Source organism: Pseudarthrobacter sp. rb (assembly GCF_056389225.1).
Genome location: NZ_JBWJAR010000008.1, coordinates 1 through 25,894, shown reverse-complemented (window position 1 = coordinate 25,894; position 25,894 = coordinate 1). Strand labels below are relative to the sequence as shown.

The 25,894-nt window shown below is 65.8% G+C and carries 27 protein-coding genes, 1 tRNA gene and 1 pseudogene; 12 read left to right on the top strand and 17 right to left on the bottom strand.

Annotated elements, in window-relative coordinates; all coding sequences use genetic code 11:
* Window positions 1-30 precede the first annotated feature (30 nt).
* Entirely contained in the window at window positions 31-972 is a 942-nt protein-coding gene (locus ACWRN3_RS12295) for a hypothetical protein (protein ID WP_255173842.1), read from the bottom strand.
* A 154-nt stretch (window positions 973-1,126) separates the two neighbouring features.
* Here ACWRN3_RS12295 and ACWRN3_RS12290 point away from each other — a divergent pair, with 154 nt between their 5' ends.
* The 3 genes from ACWRN3_RS12290 (at window position 1,127) to ACWRN3_RS12280 (ending at window position 3,570) form a co-directional block, all read left to right on the top strand.
* A complete protein-coding gene (locus ACWRN3_RS12290; protein WP_255173843.1) occupies window positions 1,127-1,672 on the top strand; it encodes a peptidylprolyl isomerase in 546 nt (181 codons plus the stop codon).
* Between the two features lie 9 nt (window positions 1,673-1,681).
* The gene (locus ACWRN3_RS12285; protein WP_255173844.1) at window positions 1,682-2,560 is read left to right on the top strand and encodes a rhomboid family intramembrane serine protease; all 879 of its coding nucleotides are present in this window, start codon (window positions 1,682-1,684) and stop codon (window positions 2,558-2,560) included.
* Between the two features lie 542 nt (window positions 2,561-3,102).
* Window positions 3,103-3,570 (top strand): carboxymuconolactone decarboxylase family protein, encoded by a 468-nt coding sequence (locus ACWRN3_RS12280; RefSeq protein WP_255173845.1) that lies wholly within the window; start codon window positions 3,103-3,105, stop codon window positions 3,568-3,570.
* Between the two features lie 215 nt (window positions 3,571-3,785).
* On the opposite strand, the gene ACWRN3_RS12275 is transcribed toward ACWRN3_RS12280, so the two are convergent.
* Window positions 3,786-4,376 (bottom strand): DNA-3-methyladenine glycosylase I, encoded by a 591-nt coding sequence (locus ACWRN3_RS12275; RefSeq protein WP_420716234.1) that lies wholly within the window; start codon window positions 4,374-4,376, stop codon window positions 3,786-3,788.
* A 55-nt stretch (window positions 4,377-4,431) separates the two neighbouring features.
* Window positions 4,432-4,683, bottom strand: coding sequence for a cell division protein CrgA (locus ACWRN3_RS12270; protein WP_141158788.1), 252 nt, complete (start codon window positions 4,681-4,683; stop codon window positions 4,432-4,434).
* Between the two features lie 173 nt (window positions 4,684-4,856).
* On the opposite strand from ACWRN3_RS12270, the gene ACWRN3_RS12265 reads away from it, so the two are divergent.
* From ACWRN3_RS12265 to ACWRN3_RS12255, 3 genes are read left to right on the top strand one after another with little or no spacing between them, the layout of a single operon-like run.
* On the top strand, window positions 4,857-5,651 hold the full coding sequence (locus tag ACWRN3_RS12265; RefSeq protein ID WP_324643634.1) for a class E sortase: 795 nt from the start codon (window positions 4,857-4,859) through the stop codon (window positions 5,649-5,651).
* A 2-nt stretch (window positions 5,652-5,653) separates the two neighbouring features.
* Complete coding sequence (locus ACWRN3_RS12260; protein WP_201302364.1) at window positions 5,654-5,824, top strand: hypothetical protein; 171 nt, start codon at window positions 5,654-5,656, stop codon at window positions 5,822-5,824.
* Entirely contained in the window at window positions 5,821-6,462 is a 642-nt protein-coding gene (locus tag ACWRN3_RS12255) for an aminodeoxychorismate/anthranilate synthase component II (RefSeq protein WP_255173846.1), read from the top strand. The genes ACWRN3_RS12260 and ACWRN3_RS12255 overlap by 4 nt, the downstream gene beginning before the upstream one ends.
* A 27-nt stretch (window positions 6,463-6,489) precedes the next feature.
* On the opposite strand, the gene pknB is transcribed toward ACWRN3_RS12255, so the two are convergent.
* The 7 genes from pknB to ACWRN3_RS12220 are packed head-to-tail and all read right to left on the bottom strand — an operon-like array spanning window position 6,490 to window position 16,027.
* Window positions 6,490-8,502 carry a Stk1 family PASTA domain-containing Ser/Thr kinase gene (gene pknB, locus ACWRN3_RS12250; RefSeq protein ID WP_324643636.1) on the bottom strand — a complete coding sequence of 671 codons (2,013 nt, stop codon included), beginning with the start codon at window positions 8,500-8,502 and terminating at the stop codon, window positions 6,490-6,492.
* 18 nt (window positions 8,503-8,520) lie between these two features.
* On the bottom strand, window positions 8,521-10,251 hold the full coding sequence (locus ACWRN3_RS12245; protein ID WP_324643637.1) for a serine/threonine-protein kinase: 1,731 nt from the start codon (window positions 10,249-10,251) through the stop codon (window positions 8,521-8,523).
* A complete protein-coding gene (locus tag ACWRN3_RS12240; RefSeq protein ID WP_255173848.1) occupies window positions 10,248-11,708 on the bottom strand; it encodes a peptidoglycan D,D-transpeptidase FtsI family protein in 1,461 nt (486 codons plus the stop codon). The genes ACWRN3_RS12245 and ACWRN3_RS12240 overlap by 4 nt, the downstream gene beginning before the upstream one ends.
* Entirely contained in the window at window positions 11,705-13,093 is a 1,389-nt protein-coding gene (locus ACWRN3_RS12235) for an FtsW/RodA/SpoVE family cell cycle protein (protein WP_476740789.1), read from the bottom strand. Before ACWRN3_RS12235 ends, ACWRN3_RS12240 begins: the two co-directional genes overlap by 4 nt.
* Window positions 13,090-14,799 carry a PP2C family protein-serine/threonine phosphatase gene (locus ACWRN3_RS12230; protein ID WP_420716235.1) on the bottom strand — a complete coding sequence of 570 codons (1,710 nt, stop codon included), beginning with the start codon at window positions 14,797-14,799 and terminating at the stop codon, window positions 13,090-13,092. Before ACWRN3_RS12230 ends, ACWRN3_RS12235 begins: the two co-directional genes overlap by 4 nt.
* A gap of 2 nt (window positions 14,800-14,801) precedes the next feature.
* Window positions 14,802-15,284 (bottom strand): FHA domain-containing protein FhaB/FipA, encoded by a 483-nt coding sequence (locus tag ACWRN3_RS12225; RefSeq protein WP_255173850.1) that lies wholly within the window; start codon window positions 15,282-15,284, stop codon window positions 14,802-14,804.
* Window positions 15,281-16,027 (bottom strand): FhaA domain-containing protein, encoded by a 747-nt coding sequence (locus tag ACWRN3_RS12220; protein WP_476740788.1) that lies wholly within the window; start codon window positions 16,025-16,027, stop codon window positions 15,281-15,283. The genes ACWRN3_RS12225 and ACWRN3_RS12220 overlap by 4 nt, the downstream gene beginning before the upstream one ends.
* 395 nt (window positions 16,028-16,422) lie before the next feature.
* On the opposite strand from ACWRN3_RS12220, the gene ACWRN3_RS12215 reads away from it, so the two are divergent.
* Window positions 16,423-16,505: transfer RNA gene (locus ACWRN3_RS12215), tRNA-Leu, on the top strand.
* 172 nt (window positions 16,506-16,677) lie between these two features.
* Here ACWRN3_RS12215 and ACWRN3_RS12210 read toward each other — a convergent pair.
* Both ACWRN3_RS12210 and ACWRN3_RS12205 read right to left on the bottom strand, forming a co-directional pair.
* Window positions 16,678-17,382 carry a FadR/GntR family transcriptional regulator gene (locus ACWRN3_RS12210; protein ID WP_476740787.1) on the bottom strand — a complete coding sequence of 235 codons (705 nt, stop codon included), beginning with the start codon at window positions 17,380-17,382 and terminating at the stop codon, window positions 16,678-16,680.
* Between the two features lie 23 nt (window positions 17,383-17,405).
* Window positions 17,406-18,533 (bottom strand): L-talarate/galactarate dehydratase, encoded by a 1,128-nt coding sequence (locus ACWRN3_RS12205; RefSeq protein ID WP_476740786.1) that lies wholly within the window; start codon window positions 18,531-18,533, stop codon window positions 17,406-17,408.
* A gap of 153 nt (window positions 18,534-18,686) precedes the next feature.
* Between ACWRN3_RS12205 and ACWRN3_RS12200 the strand changes: the two genes are divergently transcribed.
* The gene (locus tag ACWRN3_RS12200; protein ID WP_476740785.1) at window positions 18,687-19,616 is read left to right on the top strand and encodes an NADP-dependent oxidoreductase; all 930 of its coding nucleotides are present in this window, start codon (window positions 18,687-18,689) and stop codon (window positions 19,614-19,616) included.
* Between the two features lie 15 nt (window positions 19,617-19,631).
* On the opposite strand, the gene ACWRN3_RS12195 is transcribed toward ACWRN3_RS12200, so the two are convergent.
* On the bottom strand, window positions 19,632-20,342 hold the full coding sequence (locus tag ACWRN3_RS12195) for a TetR/AcrR family transcriptional regulator (RefSeq protein ID WP_476740784.1): 711 nt from the start codon (window positions 20,340-20,342) through the stop codon (window positions 19,632-19,634).
* Window positions 20,343-20,424: 82 nt separating this feature from the next.
* Between ACWRN3_RS12195 and ACWRN3_RS12190 the strand changes: the two genes are divergently transcribed.
* Window positions 20,425-21,870, top strand: a complete 1,446-nt coding sequence (locus ACWRN3_RS12190) for a flavin monoamine oxidase family protein (RefSeq protein ID WP_476740783.1) — start codon at window positions 20,425-20,427, stop codon at window positions 21,868-21,870.
* A gap of 66 nt (window positions 21,871-21,936) precedes the next feature.
* A complete protein-coding gene (locus ACWRN3_RS12185; protein ID WP_255173856.1) occupies window positions 21,937-22,419 on the top strand; it encodes a pyridoxamine 5'-phosphate oxidase family protein in 483 nt (160 codons plus the stop codon).
* Window positions 22,420-22,447: 28 nt separating this feature from the next.
* Here the strand turns inward: ACWRN3_RS12185 and ACWRN3_RS12180 are convergent, their stop codons facing one another.
* Both ACWRN3_RS12180 and ACWRN3_RS12175 read right to left on the bottom strand, forming a co-directional pair.
* The gene (locus ACWRN3_RS12180; RefSeq protein ID WP_476740782.1) at window positions 22,448-23,056 is read right to left on the bottom strand and encodes a DUF6919 domain-containing protein; all 609 of its coding nucleotides are present in this window, start codon (window positions 23,054-23,056) and stop codon (window positions 22,448-22,450) included.
* 60 nt (window positions 23,057-23,116) lie between these two features.
* Window positions 23,117-23,743 (bottom strand): hypothetical protein, encoded by a 627-nt coding sequence (locus ACWRN3_RS12175; RefSeq protein ID WP_476740781.1) that lies wholly within the window; start codon window positions 23,741-23,743, stop codon window positions 23,117-23,119.
* Between the two features lie 162 nt (window positions 23,744-23,905).
* Here ACWRN3_RS12175 and ACWRN3_RS12170 point away from each other — a divergent pair, with 162 nt between their 5' ends.
* Window positions 23,906-24,286, top strand: a complete 381-nt coding sequence (locus ACWRN3_RS12170) for a VOC family protein (RefSeq protein WP_255173859.1) — start codon at window positions 23,906-23,908, stop codon at window positions 24,284-24,286.
* A 31-nt stretch (window positions 24,287-24,317) separates the two neighbouring features.
* On the opposite strand, the gene ACWRN3_RS12165 is transcribed toward ACWRN3_RS12170, so the two are convergent.
* The gene (locus tag ACWRN3_RS12165; RefSeq protein ID WP_476740780.1) at window positions 24,318-24,719 is read right to left on the bottom strand and encodes a DUF5997 family protein; all 402 of its coding nucleotides are present in this window, start codon (window positions 24,717-24,719) and stop codon (window positions 24,318-24,320) included.
* Between the two features lie 58 nt (window positions 24,720-24,777).
* Between ACWRN3_RS12165 and ACWRN3_RS12160 the strand changes: the two genes are divergently transcribed.
* Window positions 24,778-25,503, top strand: coding sequence for a LysR substrate-binding domain-containing protein (locus ACWRN3_RS12160; protein WP_476740906.1), 726 nt, complete (start codon window positions 24,778-24,780; stop codon window positions 25,501-25,503).
* Between the two features lie 101 nt (window positions 25,504-25,604).
* Here ACWRN3_RS12160 and ACWRN3_RS12155 read toward each other — a convergent pair.
* A pseudogene (locus ACWRN3_RS12155) lies at window positions 25,605-25,894 on the bottom strand (DUF3618 domain-containing protein); the annotation flags it as partial.

The following is a 25,894-nucleotide window of genomic DNA, read 5'->3' as shown; positions in this document are numbered from 1 at the left end:
AAAACGGAGCCCCTTGCAACAGCGTGAGAACTAGGCCTGGCTGCTGCCCTTGTCTTCATCGGCAACCGTCTTGGCGCCGCCTTCGGTGTCGTCGGCAACGTGCTTGGCCTTGTCGGCAGCTTCTGCGGACTTTTCCTTGACCGCGTCCGCTGCGTCGGCGGACTTGTCGGCCACGGCACCGGCACCGGAAGCAGCCGCGGAAGCACCCTTGTCAGCGGCGTCAGCAGTGGTTTCCTTGACATCGCTGACGGTGGTGGCCGGAACCGGCGCAGGAGTCGGCGTGACCGGCGAGGGGGTCTTCCACGGGTCTTCCACGGGCTTGGATGCCTTCCATGCGGCAACGCCCGCGGCAACGGCAGCGGCCACCACGCCGAAGATCAGCCAGCCACGCTTCTTGGGCTTCTCCGGCTGGGCAAGCTGCACATCGACGGCGCGGCTTGCTCCTGCCGCGGCTGCCTTCAGCTGCGTGCCGGTGGCCTGGGCCTGCTCCTGGAGGGCGTGGATGATTCCCACGTCCCCGAGCTTCTGCGCGACTGCGTCAACCCGTGCAGGGGTGTTTTCCAGGGTGCGGTGAACGGCGCCGGACGCCACGCCAATCTGGTCCGAGAGCTTGGGCAGGTACTCCACCACTACCCGGTCACGGGCATTCAGGACCACCGGGGTGGCCTTGTCCAGGGCTTCGTGCAGCCTGGGCGATGCGCCTTCAACCACGTCATTGATCTTCGGGGCCAGGTGGGCCAGTCCGTCCTGGATCCGCGGAGTCACAGTGGCCACGCCGTCGGCCAGGCTGTGGGCCGCCGTCTTCAGTCCTTCCTGGATCTTGGGAGATGCGCTGTCCAGGCCCTGCTGCAGCCGGGGAACAGCCCAATCCACGGCAGCTTCCACCCGGGGGGCCGCCCAATCCTTGGCGTTTTCCACCGCACTGGTGACCGACTGCTCAAGGTCACGGGCAATACGATCCGATTTCTTCACAACTACCTCCCGATTAATGTGACGGTTCTGTCGCTAGCCTACGTGCCCAGATCACCACGGGCTATTCACTCTGCGGATTTTAGGGTGATTTCACCCAGCGCGGAACTGCCCCAACCGCCGTGGCTGCCCAGGACCGGCATGGGAGAATCAACCTATGACTGCCATCGCAACTGCAAAAGCAACCATCCACACCAGCCTCGGCGACATCGTGGTTAACCTCTTCGGCAACCACGCGCCCAAGACGGTCAAGAACTTCGTTGGCCTTGCCACTGGCGAGCAGGCGTGGACCCACCCGGAAACCGGTGAGGACAAGACCGGCACGCCGCTTTACAACGGAACGATCTTCCACCGCATCATCAAGGACTTCATGATCCAGGCCGGCGATCCCCTGGGCCGTGGAACCGGTGGCCCCGGCTACCGCTTTGACGACGAGATCCACCCTGAACTGAGCTTCAACCAGCCCTACAAGCTGGCCATGGCCAACGCCGGCATCCAGATGGGCAAGGGCACCAACGGTTCACAGTTCTTCATCACCACCATTCCCACGGACTGGCTCCAGGGCAAGCACACCATCTTCGGTGAAGTGGCTGACGAGGAATCCAAGAAGGTCGTAGACGCCATCGAGGGTGTCCGCACCGGCATGGGTGACCGCCCGGTCGAGGACGTCACCATCAACAGCATCGACATCGAACAGCTGTAACGCCCCACCATGAGTTACGGAATTCCGTCGGCTGAGCCGTCCGCCCAGGTCCCGGTTTGCCCCCGGCACCCGGACCGGCCGTCCTATGTGCGCTGCCAGCGCTGCGGGCGCCCCGCCTGCCCGGACTGCCAGCGGGCGGCCGCCGTCGGATTCCAGTGCGTTGACTGCGTCAACGAAACAAAACGTACGACGCCGGAAGTACGGAGCGTCTACGGCGGTGCTGTTGCTACCGGCAAACCTTTGGTGACGTACGGCATCATTGCAGCCTGCGTTGTCGTCTACGCGCTGCAGATGCTGATTCCCGGGGACTGGGTATACAAACAGTTCGCCTACAACAACATCTTCGCCGCCCCTCAGTACGGCGCGTTCGAGCCGTGGCGGATGGTGACGTCTGCCTTCCTCCATTCCCCGGATTCGCTGCTGCACATCCTCCTGAACATGTACACGCTGTGGATTTTCGGCCAGGCCCTGGAGCCCATCCTCGGCCGGGTCCGCTTCCTGGCGCTGTACCTCATTTCTGCCTTTGGTGGTTCAGTGGGCTACCTGCTGATGAACCCCGTGCTGGTGCCAGGGCAGGGCCTGGTGGGGCTGGTGGGCGCCTCCGGTGCCATCTTCGGCCTCTTCGGCGCCATGCTGCTGGTCCAACGGCAGCGCGGCGGCGACACGCGGCAGTTGTGGGTTCTGATCGCCATCAACGGCGTCATCGGCTTCCTGATTCCGCACATCGCCTGGCAGGCCCACCTGGGCGGCCTCATCACGGGCGGCCTCTGCGCCGCGGTCCTTGCCTATACACCCCGGGGACGCCGTCAGGGCCTGCTCCAGGCGCTGGGACTGGCCGCCGTTTTTGCGCTGCTTGTGGCCGCGAGCTGGGTGCGCGTGACGCTTTAGGCGCCGCTGGTCCACAATCAACCGGAATGCCCCCGTCACCAATGGTGACGGGGGCATTCGTGTTTTCCACAGTGCTTTTCCACAGTGTTGGTAACTTACATGGCTGTAGTTCAGATGCTGATTTGGCCCATACCGGCCCCTGGCAGCTGATATCGATCCAACTGCCGGGCGCTTCTCCACAGTTGTGGATAACCTGTGGGGATATTGCTGTGCGTAAGTGGATAAGCCGTACTTTGTGGGCGCTTCTGTGGAAAAGCTGGTCCATGGAACGCCCGCAGGACCGCTCTGCCGTCCTTTGCGGCAGGTTATCGACACCGGTATCCACACTGTTAATAAGTCACAATGCTGTGGTTCGGATTGCCCTGCGTCCCGCGGCAGTAGGGGCGGGCCCGGCCAGGGGCGCGGATTTCCACGCGGTTTCCCACAGCTGTGGATAACTTGTGGGTATCGCATTGTTGGTAAGTGGATAACACCAGGGGCCGGGACGTGGAGGCCTGCCTATGATGGTTGCCTGCCAAGCCGTTCAACTGACAAGGACATCTGTGACCGCCACCGAGCACCTGTACCTGGATAAACAGCATCCGGACCTGTGGAGGGCGATAAGTGGCCTGGGCCTCAAGGTGCAGGAAGCCGCAGAAGACGCTGGGATCGCGAGGGGCCTGCTGGAACTGCTCAACGTGCGGATCTCCCAGATCAACGGCTGCGCCTATTGCCTGGACCTCCACGTGCGGAAGGCCGGCGAGGCGGGAGAAAGCGCGCAGCGGCTGGCGGTGTTGCCTGCATGGCGTGAGACTGCCCTGTTCACGGACCAGGAGCGGGCGGCGCTGGCCCTGGTGGAAAGCATCACCGAACTCGGGGATGAGGAGGCCCGGGAGCATGCAGAGGCGTATGCGCGGGAGCGCCTGTCGGCTGATGAGTTTTCAGCGGTGAGCTGGGTTGCAGTGACCATGAACGCGTTCAACAGGGTGTCCATCACCAGCCACCACCCCGTCCGGCGGAACCGCCCGTAGCCTCAATGGCCGGCCCTCCGCGGATGCGCACCCTTTAGGCTCCTGGACTTATCCACAGGTATTCCACACTGTTAATAACCACATCTTGCGGGCACGTTTTGGCGGAAGGGGCGCTTCACGGGCATGCTGGCGCCTTCTGCAGAAACCAGGGGAAGGTTGTCCACACTGTGGATAACCTTCCCAACAGTTGGGGATAACGGGCGGCGGTAGGGTCTTTAGGCCTGCATGGACCAGATTCCGGAGGAGCCGCGACGGTGGCTGTCCAGCAGATGGGTGTCCACGATTCCCACGGCCTCCATCAGGGCGAACATGGTGGTGGGGCCTACGAAGGAGAAGCCGCGTTTCCGGAGCGCCTTGGACAGGGCCACCGATTCCGGCGACTGCGTGGGGATATCGGCAGCCACCGCGGGCTCCGGGGTGGCTGACGGGCGGAAGCTCCAAACAAAGTCGACCAGTCCGCCATCGTTGCGAAGTTCCAGGGTGGCCTGTGCATTTTTGACTGCGGCAAGGATTTTGAGCCGGTTCCTGATGATTCCCGGATCCTGCATCAGCCGTTCCACGTCCGCGCCGCTGAACAGGGCCACCTGCTCGGGGTCGAACCCGGCAAAGGCGGCACGGAAGGCAGGGCGCTTGCGCAGGATGGTGGCCCAGGAAAGACCGGCCTGAAAGCCCTCCAGGCAGATGCGCTCGTACATGCCCTGCTCGTCAGTGACGGGCAGTCCCCATTCCTGGTCGTAGTAGTCGCGCATGAGCGGATCCGTGGCGGCCCAGGCAGGACGGGCCAGGCCATCCTCGCCAACGATCACGCCGCTGGAATCGGGAGCCAGTGTGGTCCTCCTTGGAACAGTTCCGCGGCAGGCGCTAGGAGCGCCAGCGGGTGGTCATCAGGAACCCGACGATGGCGATGCCGAAGCCTGCCACGATGTTCCATGACTGCCAGGCCTGGACCGGGAAGCGTCCCTCGCTGATGTAGAAGGTGATGATCCAGAAGAGCCCGATGATCATGAGACCGAACATGACCGGCTTGAACCACACGGGGTTGGGCTTGTACGCCTGCGGGGATGCCGGCTGGGCGGTGCTGGCGGTCTTCCTGCGAGGCTTTGACTCTGGCACTGGCTCTCCTTGGCGGGCTGGGCAAGCTCGGCGGTCCGGGCTTGGTATCCTGCAAGAAGGAACTTGCCAGCGGTCTGCGCGATCTTGGTCAAATCTGGATTCTTACTAGCAGCCAATTCTAGCCGCAGTTGATGGGCACCCGGTGCCCAGGGTGAATGCCCGGAGGGGAACGCGTGGTATTGCAGGAGAAGGCGGAGCCCGCCACTGCGCCCGCGCGCCGTCGTGCCCTCCTCAGTGGCACCATCTCTGTGCTGGGCGAGCTGCTGATTACTGCCGGCGTCATCCTCCTGCTCTTTGTGGCGTGGCAGCTGTGGTGGACCAACGTGGAATCCGATGCCAAGCAGAGCCAGGTCATCAAGGAATTCGCCCAGGACCTGGGCAGTGCCGCTCCCGCGCCGGCAGCCTCAGCCCCCGCGGCGCCACCTGCCGGCGGCGAGGATTTTGGAAAACCCATGGTGGGGACCGCTCCCGGCCACGCCGGCACCATCGGCATCATGTACATCCCCCGGTTCGGCCCCACCTACACGCGTCCCATCGTTCAGGGGACCAGCCAGGATGTCCTGGACACGCTCGGCCTGGGGCACTACAGCAATACGGCAATGCCCGGCGCGGTGGGTAACTTTGCCGTCGCAGGGCACCGGCAGACGCACGGGGCGGTGCTGGACAACATCCACACGCTGGTGCCCGGCGACAAGATCTACGTGCAAACCAAGGACGGTTACTACGTCTACGTCTTCCGGAACAACCAGATCGTGATGCCCTCCCGCACTGACGTCCTGGAACCTGTCCCCACCCAGCCGGGCGTCGCGCCCACCGAAAGCTACCTCACCATGACCAGCTGCAACCCCCGTTTCGGCGCGGAAGAACGCATCATCGCCTACGCCCTGCTGGACAGTTGGCGGCCGGCAGCGGCAGGGCCGCCGGCCGAGATCGCGGCGCAGGTTGCAGCAGCCACCGGAAGGAGCTGACCGTGTACGCCTGGATTTTCCGCCACCTTCCCGGGCCGCTCTGGCTCAGGATCATCATCTCGCTGGCGCTGATCTTCGTTGCCCTGGTCCTGATGGTCCAGTTCCTTTTCCCCTGGATGTCCCACTTCACCCAATTCACCGACTCAACGATTGGTTCCGCAGACCAGCCATGACCACAACCAAGATCCTTGTAGTGGATAACTACGACAGCTTCGTCTACACCCTGGTGGGCTACCTCCAGGAACTCGGTGCCGAGACCACGGTGGTCCGCAACGATGACGTCACCCTGGCCGAGGCCATCGAGCTTGCCAGTACCCGGGACGGCGTCCTCATTTCCCCCGGTCCCGGAAATCCTGCGGAGGCGGGCGTCTGCATCGAGCTGATCAAGTGGTGCGGTGAGAACAGCGTTCCCATGTTCGGCGTGTGCCTGGGCCATCAGGCCCTGGCAGAGGCCTTCGGCGGCAAGGTGACCCACGCCCCCGAACTCATGCACGGCAAGACGTCCCAGGTGGAGCACATCGGCACCAGCGTGTTCGCCGGGCTCCCCTCCCCCGTCACTGCCACCCGCTACCACTCGCTGGCGGCGGTCCGGGAGTCCATTCCCGATGTTTTGGAAGTGACGGCGCAGACCGCGTCCGGCGTGGTCATGGGGCTGCAGCACCGGACTGCACCGTTGTGCGGGGTGCAGTTCCATCCTGAATCGGTCCTCACCGAAGGCGGGTACCAGATGCTCGGCAACTGGCTGGAGTCGCTGGGCATGAAGGGCGCGGCCGCGCGGGCTGCGAAGCTGAGCCCGCTGATCCAGCACTAGCAGGGCCCGCACCCGCCAGGCCGGGCGTCAGCCCTTCCTGGTCGGCTTCGGCGTCGGCGTCGGCGTTGCTGTCGGCGTGGGCGTTTCCGTGGGGGTTTCCGTGGGCGCCGGTGGTGGCGGCGGAGCCTTGGCCACCACGATGGTGATGGTCTTTCCCTGGTCGACGGCGGCGTTGACGGGGTCGCTCTGGTCCGTGACCCGGCCTGGCTCCACCTGTGAGTTTTCCGCCTCGACCACTGAAGCGACCAGGCCCCGTTCCTTCAGTGTGGCCTCGGCCTCTTCGCGGGTCATGCCGCGCAGTTCGGGGACAACCACCTTGCCGGTGGAGACGATGAGCTCCACGCTGGTGCCGACGCCGACGCTTTGCCCCGGTGCCGGGTTGGAGGTGATGACGATTCCGGCCGGGACAGTGGCACTGTTGGCGGTGGTGGTTGACGGAGCGCCAACCAGCCCCACCTGGCGGAGGATGTCCCGTGCTGCTGCCTCGGTCTTGCCGGGGAGGCTGTCCGGGATCTTCACCGAGCTGGGGCCGTCAGAGACGTTGAGGATTACCTCGGCCCCCGGATCCAGGGAACCGCCCGCCGCCGGATCCGTCCCGATGGCGGTCCCCTTGGGCACCGTGTCGTTTGCCGACCTGGCGATCCTGGGGCGAAGGCCCGCGTTGTACAGTTCCTGGAGTGCAGCGGTTTCCGTCATGGACGCCACCGATGGGATTGCTACCTTTGGCGGAGCGGGAGCTGGCCGGTTCACCGTTTGGTACAGCCACAGCCCGCCGCCCGCAAGAATCAGCAGGGTGAAGATCACCAGGGTGGCGATCCAGGCACGACGGCGGGACTTCTGGCGGGTGGACCGCTCGCCTTCGGGAGCGAGGCCAAGCGGGAGCGGACCGGCCCCGAAGGCATCCGCACCATACCCATCCGGCCCGTGCCCATCCGAATCGTGCCCATCCGCCAGCTCCAGGGGAACCGCGGATCCGCCGTCGTCACCGAACAGGCTGGTGGCAGCCAACCGCCCGGTGGGCGCGTCATCAAGGAAGCCTGCCCCCGCTGCGGCGAACGCCTCGGTGGGCGGCGCCGCCTGGGGTACGTGGTCATTCGGATCGGTGGGTGCCTCAGACGCCGGCACAGCCGGGACGGCCACTCCGGCCTTTGCAGCGCGCAGGGCACGCCGGAAGGCTGCCGCATCCTGGAAGCGGTCTGCGCGGTTCTTCTGCAGGGCCTTGGCGAGGACGGTGTCCAGTGCCGGTGACACCTCGGGGTTGAGGCTGCTGGCCGGCTCCGGGATTTCGCGGACGTGCTGGTAGGCCACGGAAACCGGGCTGTCCCCGACGAACGGCGGCCGCGAGGTCAGCATTTCGTAGAGCAGGCACGCGGCGGAATAGAGATCGCTGCGGGCGTCGACGGTTTCGCCCCGGGCCTGTTCCGGCGAGAGATACTGGGCCGTTCCCACCACTGCCTGGGTCTGCGTCATGGTGGCGGAGGAATCGGCGATGGCCCGCGCAATGCCGAAGTCCATCACCTTCACGGAGTTGGTGCCCGGGCAGTACATCACGTTGGCAGGCTTGATGTCCCGGTGCACAATGCCGGCCTTGTGGCTGTATTCGAGGGCTCCCAGGACGCCCAGGCAATAATCGATTGCCTGGCTGATAGTGACCTCGTTGGCGCGGATCAATTCGCGCAGGGTCCTGCCCTCCACGTATTCCATGACGATGTACGGCACCCGCACGTCCTCGGCGGAACCGTCGTGGACCACGTGTTCCCCGGTGTCGAAAATCGCCACGATGGAGGGGTGGTTGAGGGCGGCCACCGCCTGCGCTTCACGTTTGAACCGTGCCTGGAACTGCGGATCCCGGGCCATGTCGGGCCGGAGCAGCTTGACGGCGACTGTCCTGCCCAGGCGGGTATCGGTGCCCTTGTAGACGTCCGCCATGCCGCCGCGGCCAATGAGGTTACCCAGCTCGTAGCGCCCGTTCAGGACACGCCGGTTGTCCACCGGCAGGCTGTCCTCCCGGTGCAACGGTGTGCGTGGTGACTCATTCACTGGTGGTAGTCCCGAGGCTTAAGGTGCGCAGGTCGGGGGCGTTCCCGCCGTTTGACCGGCCGCACAGGTTGCCAGGGGCGAGATGGGCGTTGGTCCCGCTACCGGGGACGAGGACGTGGGGGCAGGGCTTGGCGCCGCCGTGGTGGGCGCGGGGCTGGGAGCCGTGGCGTAGATGACGGTAATGAGCGAACCCTTGGGCACTGTCCCGGTGGGGTTGAGCTCCAGTACAGTACCGGGCGTCTCGGTGCTGCTCTCCTGCGGAAGGACGGTCACCTGGAGTCCCAGGCCTGCCAGCGCGGACTGGACCTGGCGGTAGTCCTTGCCGAGGTACGCGGCCGGTATTACGTTGACCGTGGCCTGGGTGGGCTGCGTGGTGGGTGTGGGCGTCGGCGTGCTGCGCGTCTGCGTGGGCGTGGCCGAGGCGCTGGTCCGCGTGGGCGTTGCGGACGACGGCGGTGCGCTGCTGGCGGTGGCGGTGGAGCTGGGGGTGACGGCCGGCGAGAAGAGCCCCACCTGGTTCAGGAGGAAGCCCACCAGGGCGAAGAGGAGCAGCAGGATCAGGGCCACCAAGGGCCAGGTCCACGGACTGCGTCCCTTGCGCCGGGGCTCATCGGAGGGCGCGTCGTCGTACGTTTCCTCCTCCTGGTCCCAGTTCCGCTCGGCAGCCAATGCGTTGGCGCGGGCCAGCGGTCCCGGCGCACGCTCCCCGCCATCGGCTGATGCGCCGTGGGCGCTGGCAGCCATACCGGCGGCAGCGCCGGCCGCGGCCGCGCCCATCACCGGGAGCGCGGATGTGGCGGTGGGGGCGGAGTCACGCTGCGTGCCGATGACGCCCGTGGGGGCCGTGGCCGTGTCCACGGGTGCGGTGATGGGGCCGGTTTCGGCGTCGAAAAGAAGCATGCCGGGCACCGCGGCACGGGCCGCTCCCACATCCCCGTTGCGGATGGCTTCCGCAGCTTCGGCGAGCTTGATGGCATTCGCCGGCCGGTCCTTGGGATCCTTGGCCAGCATCGACATCAGGAGCGCGCGGACCGGCGTGGGCAGGCTCTCCGGAAGGGGCGGCGGGGCGTCGTTCACCTGGGCCAGGGCAATGGCGATCTGCGATTCGCCGGAGAACGGGCGGTGGCCGCTAAGGCACTCGTATCCGATGACGCCCAGTGAGTAGATGTCCGACGAACCGGTGGCGGTCTGGCCCGTCGCCTGTTCGGGTGCCAGGTACTGGGCGGTTCCCATGACCTGCCCGGTCTGGGTGAGGGGCACCTGGTCGGCGAGGCGGGCGATGCCGAAGTCGGTGACCTTGACCCGGCCGTCAGGGGTGATCAGGAGGTTGCCGGGCTTGACGTCGCGGTGGACAAGGCCCTGGGCATGCGCAACGGCCAACGCGCGGGCGGTCTGCGCGATGATCGACAGCGTACGGTCCGGCGACAGCACCTGCTCGTGTTCGATGATGCTGCTCAGCGGCTGGCCCGGGACCAGTTCCATGACCAGGTAGGCTGAGCCCTCTTCTTCGCCGTAGTCGAAGACGTTGGCGATCCCCACGTGGTTCAGGAGGGCAGTGTGGCGGGCCTCGGCGCGGAAGCGCTGGAGGAATCCCGGGTCGCCGGTGTACTCCTCCTTCAGCACCTTGATGGCGACGATGCGGCCCAGGACGAGGTCTTTGGCCTTCCAGACTTCCCCCATGCCGCCGATCGCAATCCGCGTGGTCAGCTGGAATCTGCCGCCGAGGGTGATTCCCGTTGTAGGCCTCACTTATTCAACACCGCCTCAAAAATCTTCTTCGCGTTAGGACTGGTCAGCTTTGCTCCCGCGTAGATGTCTACGCCTTCCATGACGATCGTGACGCTGACCTTGGGATTGTCAGCGGGGGCGAACCCGGTGAACCACGAGTTGTTGGTTCCGTTGCCGAGTTCGGCGGTGCCGGTCTTGCCCGCGACCTGCACGCCGGGCACCGCAGCACCCTTGGCGATACCGTCCGTCACCACGCTGGTCATCCATTCGGTGATTTGCTTGGCGATCTCCGGGCTGGTGGATGTCCTGAGCTGGGCCGGCTGCGGCTCATCTATGACCCGCAGGTCCGGGGACCGCAGCGTTTTGACCAGGCTGGGCGCCATCTGGACGCCGCCGTTCGCGATGGCGTTCGTCATCATGTTCACCTGCAGCGGCGTCACCCGGACATCTTTCTGGCCGATGGCGGACTGGGCCAGGCCCGGCGCGTCCAGCTTGTCAGGGAAGCCGTTCCCCGTTGCGTGGCCAAGCTTCAGCTGGTTCCCGACGTCCTCGCCGAACCCAAACTTCTTGTACTGGGCGGCGATGGCGTCGCGGCCAAGGTCCAGGGCGATGCTGGCGAACGGGGTGTTGCAGGACTGCTGCAGGGCGAAGGCAAAACCGGCGGTGTCCCTGGTGTAGCAGTTGCCGCCGGCGTAGTTGGGAAGCTTGTACTGGATGCCATCGAAAGGCATCTCTGCCGGGTTGGGCAGGACGCTGTCCTTGTTGTACTTCCCCGACGCCAGGGCCGCGGCTGTGTCCACCAGTTTGAAGACCGATCCCGGGGCGAGGAGCTCGCCGGTGGGGCCGCTGACGTTCTGGTTCAGGTTGATGCCGGGGACCTTCACCAGTTCGTTCATGTTCGCGCTTTCGGCGGCGGCATCCTGCGTGGCGGCGAGGTTCGGGTTGTAGGACGGCTTGGATGCCATGGCCAGGATGGCACCGGTCTTGGGGTTGGTGACCACGATCGAGCCGCGCTGGCCGTCCGGGATCAGGCTGTAGGCAAGCTGCTGGATCTGGGGGTCGATGGTCAGTTCCACCGAGGCGCCCTTGGGCTGGTTGCCCAGGAAGAGCTGGCCCACCCGGTCCAGGAAGAGCTGGTCCGAGTTGCCTGCCAGTTCGGCGCCCATGGCCTGTTCAAGGCCCGTGGCCCCGTAGTTCTTCGAGAAGTAGCCGGTGATCCCGGCATACAGCTCCGGCTGGGCGTAGGTGCGCTGGAACTTGCAGGTCTCCGAGCCGGTCTCCACCGACTCGGCCACGGGAGTGCCGCCAACGATGATGGCGCCGCGGTCATTGCAGTAGTTCTGGAGAATGGCGCGCTGGTTCAGCGGATTGGTCTTGAGATCGTCGGCGCCCACCACCTGCACAAAGCTGATGGCGCCGAAGAGCAGCGCAAACATGGCCACTGCGGCTACCCATGAGTGTCGGATTGCCTGGTTCACGCCTGCTTCACCGCCTCGGTTGGAGTGTCAATGCCGGTTGCCGCCGCCACGCCTGCGGGCGGGAGCGGAGTGGTATCCACGGGTCCGCGGGCGGTGTGCGAAATCATCAGGAGCAGTCCCACGATGATCCAGTTGGCCAGGAGGGACGATCCGCCGGCCGCGAGGAAGGGGGTGGTGAGCCCGGTCAACGGAATGAGCCGGGTGACGCCGCCGATGACCACGAAGCACTGGAGGGCGACCGCGAAGGAAAGGCCGCAGGCGAGGAGTTTCCCGAACGCGTCCCGGGTGCCCAGGGCGGCGCGGAAGCCACGGGTGATGAACAGCAGGTACAGCAGGACCACTGCGAACAGGCCGATCAACCCCAGTTCCTCGCCCAGTGAGGCGATGATCATGTCGCTGTTGGCGAAAGGGACAAGGTCCGGACGCCCCTGGCCAAGGCCGGTTCCCACCAGGCCGCCGTTGGCCATGCCGAACAGGCCTTCGATGACCTGCCGGCTGCCGTTCTCATAGACGTCGGGGGAGAAGGCGTTGAGCCAGCCGTAGACGCGCTGCTGGACGTGGGCGAACACCTGGGCCGCCACGAAGCCGCCGCCAATGATCAGGGCCAGCCCGATCACCACCCAGCTGATCCGGCTGGTGGCCACGTAGATCATGACGATGAACAGGCCGAAGAACAACAGGGAGGAGCCCAGGTCGCGCTGGAAGATGAGCACGCCGATGCTGACCAGCCAGGCGGTGATCATGGGGCCCATGTCCTTAAACCGCGGGAACTGCATGGGGCCGATCTTGCGGCCGGCGAGCAGAATGAGGTCGCGGTTGGAGGACAGATACCCGGCGAAGAATATGGCCAGCGTAATCTTGGCGACTTCGCCGGGCTGGAACGTCATGGGACCGACCCTGATCCACACCCTCGCGCCCAGGATTTCGCCGGCGCTGATCCCCGGGACAAGCGGCAGGATCAGCAGCAGGGCCGAGGCTGCCAGCGAAATAAAGGTGAACCGGCGCAGGATGCGGTGGTCCTTGAGGAAGAAGACCACGGCGATGGCCACCGCCATGGCGATGAGGGTCCACCGGAGCTGGTTGTTGCCGGTGTCCTCGCCAGGCGCGTCAAGTCGATGGATCATTGCCAGACCCAGGCCGTTCAGGGCAACAACAATGGGAAGTATTACTGGATCGGCATATTTAGCACGGAACCGCAGGACGCCGTGGAACACCAGGGCGGCCACCGCCAGCAGGCTCGACTGGAACCAGAAATCGGAGTCGAAGGCCTTTTCCTGGTCCACGCCCACCATCATGTTGGCGCCGATGCCTACGGCAAGGGCCAGCAGCAGCAACGCAAGTTCCACGTTGCGGCGAGGCTTGGGCATGGTGCTTACCTGGCTCATTTGGCCGCCTCGCAGGTGATGGTGGGAGTAGGTGAGGGTGACGGTGCAGACGGCGCCGGGGCAGGAGCGGACGCATCCGGTGCCGGTGGCGGCGCCGCTGCACTGGCAGGGGGCGCACTGCTGGAGGGTGCCGGGGCACTGGCGGACGCGGAAGGCTTGGGGCACTCTTCCTCGGGCGAAGTTGTCCCGGTGAGCTCCAGGTTCTTGACGATCCGCTGGGCGTCGTAGAGGTCATTGGCGGGAACCGTCTGGCGCACGCGCTGCTGCGAGAACGGCGGGAGGGAGTCCATCCGGATATCCGTCACTGCTTCGAGGGAGGAAAGCTGGATGGGACCCAGCCTCTGCGACACCCCGTTGTAGATGGCCACCCGGGAGTCGAACTCACCCACGTAGTAGCGGGTCTGCGTCCACGCGTAACCAAGCCAAAGGCCAACGGCCACCACAACCAGCACGGCGGCCGCGATGGACCAGGTCAACCAGCGGCGGGGACGCAGTGGCGGCAGGGTGTCTTCCCCGTCAGCCGGTTCCGCCTTGTGCGTGAGGAGCGTTGCTGCCCGACGGGCCACGGTACGGCCCGCGACGGTGGGGATGGAACCGGACTCTGCGGCAGCAGCGGCGGCGCCCACCAGCTCATGCGGGCGGGAGGCAAGTTCTTCGCGCAGGACCTCAGCGGAGAGGTGTTCCCCAAGGTGGGGGTCGGTGCCGCCGGAGTCAGCCGGGTTGGCGTCGCCGTCCCTGGCGTCGGCGCCGCCTGCCGATTCCTTGGCAGGCCCGGAGCCCGGCCTGGCAGCTCCAGATTCCGAACCGGCTGCCTCCTGGCCATCGGGCGGGGCGGCGGCAGCAGCCTGGGCCGCCGGGGAAGCATCCGCCGCGGCAGCGGGCCTGCTGCCCTGCACCGGGGGGACAATTTCGACGGCGGCCGTGCTGACGTCGTCGGGCGTTTCCTCCACGATGTCCACCATGACCACGGTGACGTTGTCCGGGGAACCGGCCTCGAGGGTCAGCTCAACAAGGGTTTCGGCGCACTCATGCAGGTTGTGGGTTTCGCGGACAGTCCGCTCCACGGCATGCGCGGCTACGTAGTTCAGGCCATCCGAGCACAACAGCCAGCGGTCCCCGGGCCGGGCATCCAGGGTGTCCAGGTCCAGCTCCGGGCTGGCGTCGACGTCACCCAGGACGCGCATGAGGACGTTCTTGTGCGGGTGCGTTTCCGCTTCCTCAGGCCGCAGCCGGCCTTCGTCGATGAGCCGCTGGACGAAAGTGTGGTCCACGCTGACTTGCTTGAACTCGCCATCGCGGAGCCGGTAGGCGCGTGAGTCGCCGATGTGGGCGAAATGCAGTTTGCCATCCGCCAGCAGGAGCGCGGTGACGGTGGTGCCCATACCCGCGAGCTTGGGGTTGATGTGCACCAGTTCAGAGAGCAGGGAGTTGGCAGTTTGGATCTCGTCGGCCAAAACGGTCCCGGCGTCCTCGCCGTGGTCCGCGCTGTCCAGGTGGATCATGTCCAGGACGGTCGCAGCTGAGGCAACATCGCCGCCCGCGTGGCCGCCCATGCCATCCGCGACCACTGCGAGGTGGCGGCCGGCGTAGGCGGAATCGTCGTTCTTGGAACGGATCCGGCCGACGTCCGACCGCGCGGCGAAGCGCATGATGAGGGGCCGCTGAGCCGGACTCGAGCCGGTTGCGGGGTTTTCAGCCTCGGCCACAGCTACGGCCTCAATTCAATGACCGTCTTGCCGATTCTCACGGGTACCCCTGGCTCGACAGGCAGGGCACGGGTAAGTTGCTGGTCTCCCAGGTAGGTTCCGTTGGTGGAACCAAGATCTTCGATGAACCAGCGGCTGCCCTGCGGGAAGAGCCTGGCGTGGCGGCCGGAGGCGTAATCGTCCTCAAGGACCAAGGTGGCTTCCTGGGCGCGTCCCAGCAGGATGGGGCTGGCAGCCAGGGGCAGGGTCCGGCCCTTGAGCGGACCCTCGAGCACCACCAGTTGCCGGGCCTGCTGCTTAACAGGCTGTGGCGGCGCTTCAGCCAGTTCCGGGTTGCGCCGGAGCTGCCGGGCCGTGGGCGCGCCGGCGGCAGCCTTGCGGCCCAGCATCAGGTCCCGGCGCATGGCGGAGACGATGCTGAAGATCAGGACCCAGAGGAGCAGCAGGAAGCCGAACCGCAGCGCGGTGATGGTGAGGTCGCTCATGCGTGGCCACCCTGGTTGGCAGGAAGCAGGCGGAAGATGATCTTTGTCCGTCCCATCGTGATGGTGGAGCCGTCTGTGAGTTCGGTGCTTCCGGACACCTTCTGGCCGTTGACGTAGCTGCCATTGGTGGATCCCAGGTCCACGGCGCTGGTGACACCGTTGGCCGTGCGGATCTCCAGGTGGCGCCGGGAAACGCCCGTATCTTCGATGTGGATGTCTGCCTCTGAGGACCGGCCCAGGACGATGGACGGGGCGTTGAGCGAATAGCGCTGGCCGTCAATGTCCAGCACCGGCTGGAGCCTGACAGGCTGCCGGCTCGGGGCCGCGGGAACGTTGGGCTGGGGCTTCGGCTGGCCGGCGCCGGATCCCTGGGACTTTTCGGTGGAGGAAGCTATTTCGAAATCGCCTGCGCGAAGTTCGGAGTCGCGCCGGAACGAAATGCGGACGGGGCCCTGGAGGGTGTAGCCCTGGCTGCGGACGTGGTTGATGACCACGTCGCAGAGCTCTTCGGCCAGCGGCGTGCCCCATTCCTGCGCGCGGCCAAAGTCATCGTCACTGAGCTGGACGTCGAAAACGTTGGGTACCAGCGTGCGCCCGGCAGCCACCGTAAGGGCTTTGTGGTCCACCTCGCGGCGGAGCCGGCTGGCGATCTCAACGGGCTCAACCTGTGCTTTGGAACCGGTGGAGAAGACACCGCGGACGGCCTTTTCAATGCCACGTTCAACCTTGTCCAGCAGACCCATGGTTCTTCTCCTTTCCCCCCGGCTCCGGGGCAGTAGTTGTTGCTGGCCAGCACCTGCAGGGCAGTCCACCGATGTGCGGTGACGCCCGCGGGCAGTGGCCACTCCTACATCCGATACTAATGGCCAGTCCTGCGAATGACCTTAATCCACAACGGCCGGGCGCCGGCAAAAGTTCGGATGCTTGACTGCTCCGGCCTGTTGCGGCGGGGAATGACGGACGCGGCCGATTGCCCGGTGATCCCTGCTTTTGCGCGGTTTTTTGCCTGGTGTGGAGTTATGCGGGGGCGTGGACGGGGGCCAATTGGTAATTTGCGGCATCTGTCCGTTATGCTTGATCTCGCTGCTTTTACGAGGCGCGGAACGGGAAACCGGACCCGCGGAGTGGAAGAAGTTGCGCGCGAGTGGCGGAACGGCAGACGCGCTGGCTTCAGGTGCCAGTGTCCGAAAGGGCGTGGGGGTTCAAATCCCCCCTCGCGCACGCAAATGGAAGAGCCCCGGTCTTGGACCGGGGCTCTTTTGCTTTTCGCGCATGGATCGGCGGTTCTGAAGGATTGCACCCGCGCACGGACTTTGCACCCGCGCGTTCCAGGGTGGTTCGTCCGGTGGCGGGTGCGTTGAGCGCCTGTCCGGCACCGCAAACGGACGGGGCTCTAGCTGGACGGGCGCGCCGAAGCCTTGAACCGGCGTCGTGAGTTGGCCAGGTGGCTGCGCATGGCTGCCGCCGCGGCAGCCTCGTCACGGTCGGCGATCGCCTCCAGGATGGACCGGTGCTCCTGGACCACCTGGTCAAAATGGTCCCGCGCGTAATGCTCGACGCCGGTCATCAGTCGGGTGCGGGGCATGGCAATCATGGTCTGGCCCAGGGCCGCCAGGCAATCCGAGTAATAGGGGTTGCCGGATGCTGCAGCCACGGCCCGGTGGAACTCAAAGTCCGATTTCATGGCATTGGCAGGATGGCCGGCGCTTCCGTTGAAGGCGTCCAGTGCCGTACTGACGGCGCGCAGTTGCCGGTCCGTGTGGTTCCGGGCGGCCAGGGCCGCAGCTTCCGTCTCCACGCCCATACGGAATGCCAGCAGGTGCAGCCGGTCCTCTGTAGTGGCCACGGGGCGGGCTCCGGGCACTGCCAGCGGTCCTTCCGCGGGGGGAGTAAGGGCGAAGCTGCCGCGGCCGCGCTCGGTTTCGACGAGGCCCTCCGCCTGCAGCCGGGTGAGGGCGGCCCGGACCACAGTGCGGCTGACGCCGAAGTCGCTGATGAGTGTGTTCTCGCTGGGCAGCTTTTCGCCCGGCTGGATCACGCCGTCCACGATGCGGTTGCGGAGGTCAGCGGCAAGGTCCGCGGTGAGGTTCCGGCTCATGGCTCAAGGGTACGGGTTCGGGGTTACGCGCCGAACTCCACGCTCTCGGTGGTCCAGGCGCGTGCCTGGTCGCTTAGTGTGACGCCCAGGCCGGGGCGGTCGGGGACGATCATCCGGCCGTCCTTGGTTTCCAGGCGCTCGTTGAACAAGGGGTCCAGCCAGTCGAAGTGCTCCACCCAGGGCTCGCGCGGGTAGGCAGCAGCGAGGTGGAGGTGGATCTCCATGGCGAAGTGGGGGGCAAGTCCCAGTCCGCGCTCGTCCGCAAGGGCGGCGAGGCGGAGGAACCGGGTAATGCCGCCGACGCGCGGGGCATCCGGCTGGATGATGTCGCAGCCGTTCGCGGCAATGAGGCCCTTGTGCTCGGCCACGGAGGCAAGCATTTCGCCGGTGGCAATAGGGGTGTCCAGAACCTGGGCCAGGTGGGCGTGGCCTTCGAAGTCGTAGGCGTCCAGCGGCTCTTCAATCCAGATAAGGTCGAATTCCTCGAGGCGGCGGCCCATGCGCAGGGCGGTGGCGCGGTCCCACTGCTGGTTGGCGTCCACCATGAGCGGAACGTCAGGGCCGAGGTGGTCTCGGATTCCGGCAACGCGGCGCAGGTCTTCCTTGCTGTCCGGCAGTCCCACCTTGATCTTGATGCCGCCGATGCCCTCCTCGATCGACTGGGTGGCGCGTGCCTTTACTTCCTCCAGCGTGGCATTCAGGAAGCCGCCGGAGGTGTTGTAGGTCCGCACGGAGTCGCGGTAGGAGCCAAGGAATTTGGCCAGCGGAAGTCCGGCGCGCTTCGCCTTGAGGTCGTACAAAGCGATGTCGACGGCGGCGAGGGCCTGGGTGGCGACGCCGGACCGTCCCACGGACGCGCCTGCCCAGAGGAGCTTGGTGTAGATCCTGGCGATGTCGTTGGGGTCCTCACCGATGAGGCCTTCGGCAACTTCTTTGGCATGGGCATACTGGGCCGGTCCGCCGGCGCGCTTGGAATAACTGAAGCCGATTCCGGAGTGGCCGAGTTCGGTGGTGATCTCCGCGAACAGGAACACCACCTCAGTCATGGGCTTCTGCCGGCCGGTGAAAACCTTGGCGTCGCTGATGGGAACGGCGAGGGGAAGCCTGGCGGTGGACAGCTTAACGTGCCGGATGAGATCGACGGTGCTCATTTATTCTCCTTGGGCGGGACAGGGCTCCTTCGCCCACCTTTTTAGGATATAAGTTACCTACTTGTATTACAAGAAGGTAGGGCTGTTCGTGCGATGCACCACTAACGGTGCGCAGCCGGAATAGCTGCAGGCCAGGAGGCTGTTGATGCAGGCATGAAGGCGATCACTTACAGCGAATATGGCAGCCCCGACGTCCTTGAGCTCACTGAGCAGCCAATGCCGAAAGTGGGACCCGGAATGGTCCTGGTCAAGGTCAAAGCGGCTTCGGTGAACCCTGTGGACTGGAAGATCTTGGCCGGTTACCTGGATGCTGCGATGGACGTGCAGTTCCCGGTGGTCCCGGGATGGGATGTGGCGGGCGTGGTGGAATCCGTGGGAATTGATTCACGGCAGTTCCAGCCCGGGGATGAAGTCATCTCCTATGGCCGGAAGGATTATGTCCACAGCGGCAGCTTCGCCGAATACATTGCCCTTCCTGAACGGCTCCTGGCCCGAAAGCCCGCCTCCCTCGAATGGAACGAATCGGCAGGGCTACCGTTGGCGGGATTGACTGCCTACCAGGTCTTGAACCGTCTTGGCCTCGCGTCCGGCGAGACCGTGCTGATCCACGGCGGAGCCGGCGGCGTGGGATCCCTGGGTATCCAGATCGCTGTGGCCCTGGGTGCCCATGTCATTGCGACGGCGTCGGAAAAGAACCACGATTTCCTCCGGTCCCTGGGCGCGGATCCCATCACCTACGGCGACGGCCTTGCCGACCGGGTCAGGTCGCTCCGTCCGGACGGGGTTGAGGTGGTTGCCGATTTTGTCGGCGGCAATCTCGGGGCCACCCTCGCGGTGCTTGCCGACGGTGGCAGGCATGCCTCCATCGCCGACAGCGACGTCGAGGAACATGGTGGAACCTGGATGTGGGTAAGCCCCGTGGGCGCCCAGCTCCAGGAGCTTGCCGACCTGGTGGACGACAGGAAGATGCGCGTGGAGGTTGCCGAGGTATTCCCGCTGGACCAGGCCGCAGACGCATTCCGGCTCAACATGGCCGGGCATACCCGCGGCAAGATTGTTGTGGCAGTGGACCAAACCCCCTGACGCCCGGGGCAGCCGCTAGGTCCTGATGGCCCCGAACCCGGCAATCAGGGCCTCGAGCCCCAGTTGGAAGGCGGTGTCGGCCGGGCGGCCACGTTCCTGCCCGGCCGGCTTGTCCTGCCCCTGGGCCGAACTCTGCACGGCCGCCGTGAAATGGGGCGTGGACCCGGCCATGGAGCCGGAATCGAAGATGTCCTCCGGTGCCGTGACGTCGTACGCAGAGCCGAAAATAAAGGACTCCAGTGCCACGATGGCGGGGACAATGCGCTCCCGGGGGAACCCGGCGTCGGAAAACCCCTTGCTGACGGTTTCATACATGGCAAGGGTCTGCGGGGCGTCCGTCACCGGCAGGACTGCGATGACGGGAATGAGCGGGGTATGTTCGGCGAAGACATCCCGGTAGCTCCACGCCCAGGTGCGGACGGCGTCTTCCCAGCTGCCGTCCCCGAAGCCTGAGACGTCCACCAGCGACATCAGATGGTCCTCCACCAGGAGCAGTACGTCCTGTTTTGATGCCACATGGTTGTAAAGGGCGGAAGGTGCCACGTCGAGCACCTTGGCCAGCGCTGCCATGGTCAGGCCGTCGTAACCTTTGCGGCTTACCAGTTCCAGGGCGGCTGCGGTGATCCCCGCCTTGTCCAGCACTGCAGCCGACGGCCGGCCTGCCCGCCTCCTTTGTGCGCCGCCATTGCTGGCGGAGCGCCCCTGTGCGGCTGATACTGCCGGCATTGCTGCCCTTTCGTCGGCGTCCCCTGCATTATTCCATCCAGCACTTCCGCTCCCGGCAGGCACCGGCTATAGTTCTAGCTAAATGAATGATATTCATTTAGTGGTCCCCGTCACCAAGGGCCGCAGAGAGGACATCATGCTGAACCTGAACCGCGACGTCGTGGTCGTTGGAGCCGGGCCGTCCGGACTCACCGCCGCCCGTGAACTGAAGAAAGCCGGCCTCACCGTCGCCGTGCTCGAGGCCCGCGACCGGGTGGGCGGCCGCACCTGGACCGACACCGTGGATGGCGCCATGCTCGAAATCGGCGGCCAGTGGGTCTCTCCGGACCAAACCGCCCTCCTGGAACTGCTCCAGGAACTGGGCCTGGAGACCTACCCGCGCTACCGCGAAGGGGAGTCTATCTACATCGGCGCCGACGGCTCACCCGTGCGCTACACCGGGGACACCTTCCCGGTGAACCCGGACACCGCCGTCGAAATGGACCGCCTGGTGGCGCTGCTGGACGGACTCGCCGCAGAGATTGGACCAACCGAACCCTGGGCACACCCCAAAGCGCGCGAACTGGACACCATCTCCTTCCATCACTGGCTGCGGCAGAACTCAGCCAACGAGGAAGCCTGCAGGAACATCGGCCTGTTCATCGCCGGCGGCATGCTCACTAAACCCGCGCACTCCTTCTCCGCCCTGCAGGCGGTCCTGATGGCCGCCTCCGCCGGATCCTTCACCCACCTGACGGACGAGGACTTCATCCTGGACCGCCGCGTCGTGGGTGGAATGCAGCAGGTCTCGCTGCTGCAGGCACAGGAACTGGGGGAAGACGTGGTCCTTGGCTCCCCGGTACGCACCATCAACTGGGAGCCGGATGCCGACGGCGGCCACCGCGTCACCGTTGAATCCGACCGGGCCACAGTGAACGCCCGGTTCGTCATCATGGCTGTGCCGCCCAACCTGTACTCCCGTGTCTCCTTCAACCCGCCGCTGCCGCGCCGCCAGCACCAGATGCACCAGCACCAGTCCCTGGGCCTGGTCATCAAGGTGCACGCCGTCTACAGCACCCCGTTCTGGCGGGACAAGGGACTCTCCGGGACCTGTTTCGGTGCCGACGCCCTGGTGCAGGAGGTCTACGACAACACCAACCACGGCGACGCCCGCGGCACGCTGGTGGGCTTCGTCTCCGATGAGAAGGCCGACGCCGTTTTAGAGTTGAGTGCCGAAGAGCGCAGGAAGGCGATCCTTGACTCGATCGCCGGTTACCTGGGTGCGGGCGCCCTGGTGCCGGAGGTCTACTACGAGTCCGATTGGGGCTCCGAGGAGTGGACCCGCGGCGCCTACGCTTCCAGTTACGACCTGGGCGGACTCCACCGCTACGGCAAGGACCAGCATGCCCCCGTCGGCCCCATCTACTGGTCATCCTCCGACCTCGCCGCCGAAGGCTACCAGCACGTGGACGGCGCCATCCGCATGGGCCGCATCACCGCTGCCCGCATCGCCGAGGTCGCGAAGGTGCCGGTAACCGCCGGCTGGTAAATAAGCATGCTTACTAATAGGCTGGCGACGGGGAGCGTCCCCGACTTTCGACGAACGAGGTGAGGCATGACTGACGCCCAGAGCATCAGCAAGGTTACAGACATCATCAACGATTCCAAGATCGGGATGGTCACCACCATCAACGAAGAAGGCGCCCTCGTCAGCCGGCCGCTGGCCGTCCAGGAAGTGAAGGACGACGGCGACATGTGGTTCTTCACGGGCCTTGGCACGTCCCAGGTTGCGCATGTCCGGGCTGATTCGCGCGTCAACGTCGCCTTTGGCAAGAACACTGAATGGGTGTCCGTGGCCGGAACCGCCGAGGTGGTCACGGATCGGGCCAAGATCCATGAACTGTGGAACCAGGCGGTTGAAGCCTGGTTCCCCGACGGCCCGGATACTCCCGAGGTGTGCCTGCTGCGCATCGATTCGGACTCTGCCGAGTACTGGACCAGCCCGGGCGGCACGGCCGCCACGGTTCTGCAGTGGGTGAAGTCAAAGGTCACCAACAGCCGGATGAGCGTCGGCGAAAGCGGCACTGTGGAGCTGTAGCGCGGGCTGTTGACGAGGGGCGGGGCGGCTACTGCTGCTCCGCCCCTTTCAATGTCTCCAGGACTGCAGGCAGCAGCACGTCATTGCGGCCCCACACAGGATCCAGGATTTCCACATACCAGGAATCCGCGAGCAGGAGGGCCAGTGCATCGTTGGTCTCCCCGGCCCAATCCTGGATCTGGGCCTCCTCCACGGGGTTCTCGCTGGAGCCGAGCACCGTGGTGATCTCTGCTCCGGCCAGGGTGACGGGAATGGCGGCGCTGCTTGCCTCACCGGGAGCGTGGGCTACCGTCACCAGCTCGGTCCGGGTGGAAAGTGCCAGCAGGCCGCGCGCGGTTTCCGCGCTGCAGAAGCCAGTGACGTACTGCCGCTGCGCCGCCCCATCGGCCAGGATGCCCGGCTGGGACTCCTTGGTGAACAGTCCGCTGCGGTTCAACTCCGCCAGTTCCGCGGCCAGTGGTTCCGTCTCGGCGTCGAACGCTGCAGCGAAATGGCCCGGCTGGTACGAACTTCCGCCTTCCAGCCACCGTGCCGTCAGCTCGCCGGCCGCCTCCAGCGTGGTGGCCTGCCGCCAGACTCCGCGGTCCTCCAGCAGCCGGCCGTACTCGTCATGGACAGGCAGTTCCTCAGGCTTCATCTTGGGATGCTATCGCCGGGCCTCCGCGCCGATCCAACCCCTTCGACACAGCAGTTAACCTCAGCCGGCCTGCTTCATCGGCATGGCCGCCGGAATTCCCGCCGCCCGTTCCGCTGCTGCGAGCGATGCAGCCAGGCTTCCGACGGCGTCCGGGTAGCCCTTGTGCGTGGCCGTCCGCAGCTGGTCAGCGGTCCGCATGGCCTTGATCAGCGCGGACGTTTCCGGCAGCCGCACGTCGGTCAATGCCGGGTAGTCGATGCTGCAGACAGGATCCAGTTCATAGCGCCGCCAGCGAAGCATGAGCTCGTCGTGCTGTATCCGCGCGGCCTGATGGGCGGTGAGCTGTTCCCGGTGTTCGCGCCGGGCGGCGCGCCACACCAGGAACTTCGGGCTGCCCCGGTAGGCCGCAAGGCCCGAAGCCGCAGCTGCCCCGGCGAGCACCAGCCCCGCCCAGGGCGAAACCAGGGCCGGGATCAGAAGGGCCGGAAGCGCCACGCAGGAACCAAGGAAGAGGTCCCAAAACAGCTGGTCCGGAGCCTCCGGGGCACCGCCTGGGGACGCCAGGGACCGTCGTCGTACAACGAAAACCGTGGCCGCGACGCTGGCAACCAACACGGGACCGCACAGCAGGACCACCCCCGCACCTTGAAGCAGTCCCTGGGTCAAGGACTCCGCCACGACTGACATCCTGCACCTCCCGCGCCCGTCATTCCCCACAAAGACTTGGCCCCGGCCGGAAAGCCCGGGCTGGTCCTTCCATTGGACCGTCTTCCGGTCACAGCGTCAATGGCTGCAAAATGCGGACACAGGCACCCCAAAGGGCGCCATGATGGGCGGTAGCGTGGGACCATGCGACTCAAAATGTGCAGCATCCACGTCCAGGACCCCGCAGCCGCCCATGCGTTCTACACCGGCACGCTCGGCTTTGACACCCTCATGGCCATGCCGGAGTACAACCTGTACATCATCAAGGATCCGGGGGCGGCCGACAGTTCGGTGGGGCTGCTCCTGGAACCCAGCGACAACCCGATCGGCGCCAGCTACATGAACGCCGTGCGTGAGGCCGGCCTCCCCGCCATCGTTTTCGGGGTAGCCGACGTCCAGGCAGAGTATGACCGCCTGTCGGCTGCCGGGGTCAGCTTCAAGACTCCGCCCACCACCGATTCATTCGGGACCAGCGCCGTGTTCGACGACGGGTGCGGCAACTACATCCAGATCCACCAGGACTGAGGGCCCGGGACGAACGGAGTGGCTGCGCCTGTTACGCCTGCGCGCGGTCCTTCTTGGCCTGCTTCTTCGCGGCCTCGTCCTTGACCCGCTGGGCTTCGGCGCGGACGGCAGCGTGCGTGGCGCGTTCGGTGACGAGCCACTGCGGGGGAGCCTGCAGCAGCGCGGTGATCTCCGCCGTCGTAAGCGCTTCCTCCACGCCGCCGCGTGCCAGGCCGCTGATGGACACGTTCAGCTTCTGGGCCACCACGGGGCGGGGGTGCGGCCCGTTGCGGCGGAGTTCGGCAAGCCATTCCGGCGGGTTGGTCTGGAGTTCGGCAAACTCCTCGCGGGTAATGGTTGAATCCTGGAACTCCTGCGGGGTGGCCGGCAGGTAGATGCCAAGTTTCTTGGCAACGGTGGCCGGCTTCATGGACTGGGAGTTTGCAGAGGTCATGCTTCAAGGGTATCCGGGCGGCGGGTACTGTGAAGACGTGCCCGCCGACGATACCCCCATGCCTGATGCCCAGCCCGCCCCCGACGAGGCGGCGCCGCGGGTGCTGCGCATCGCGTATGTGGCAGGGGTAACGCCGGGCAAGTGGATCCGCCGCTGGGAAGAGCGGATGCCGCATATTCCCCTTGAAGCATTCATGATCGACGACGACGCCCAGCGCCAGGTGCTGGATGGCGGCAGAGCGCATATGGCCTTCGTCCGCCTTCCCATTGACCGGGAGGGCCTCAGCGTCATCCCGCTGTACGAGGAACAACCGGTGGTGGTTGCTCCGAAGGGCCACGAGATTTCCGTGTTCGAGGAAGTGGCGCTTGCCGACCTCGCCCAGGAATCCTTCCTCGATGCTGCTGCCCTGGGCGGACCCGAGGCGGCGCTCCAGGTGGTGGCCTCCGGGGCCGGGCTGCTGATCCTCCCGATGTCAGTGGCGCGCCACTTCAACGTCAAAGACACCGTGGCGCGCAGGCTCACCGGCGCGGAGGGGACCGAGATCGCCCTGGCCTGGCCCGCGGAGGCCACCGACGACGTCCTGGAGGAATTCATTGGCGTCGTGCGCGGCCGCACCGCGCAGAGCTCCCGGCAGCCCTCCGCCCAGCCGCAAAAGGTGAAGAAGGAACCCAAACCCGACCGCCGCGGCACCGGCACCAAGAAAGCGCCCAAGGTGGCCCAGCGATATGCCCCCAACCCGGACAAGGGCCGCGGCAAGGGGTCGCGGAAGAAGGGCAAGCGCTAGCCCAGGGGCCTCCAGGTATTTGGTGGGTGGCCGGATAACAGAAAGCCGGCCCCGCATGACGCGGAACCGGCTTTGCTGCAGTCCGTTGCTGCCCGCGCGGACTAGGTGTTTTGGATGTTGTCTTTGGCGTCTGTGGCGCGGTCTTTGACGTCGGAGGCTGCGTATTGGCCTTCGGTTTTGACGTTTTGGGCGGCGTCGGTGGCGGTGGCCTTGACGTTTTCCATGGCCTCCTGGGCGGGTTCCTTGAGGTCCTGGGCCATGGTCTTGGCGGCGTCGGTGACCTGGGTTGCCAGGGGCTGGGCTGCGGTTTTGAGTTGGTCCGCGGCTTCGCGTTCTTTGTCGCTGGCCGGGATCAGGGAGGAGATCAGCATGCCGGCGCCGAACGCGATGA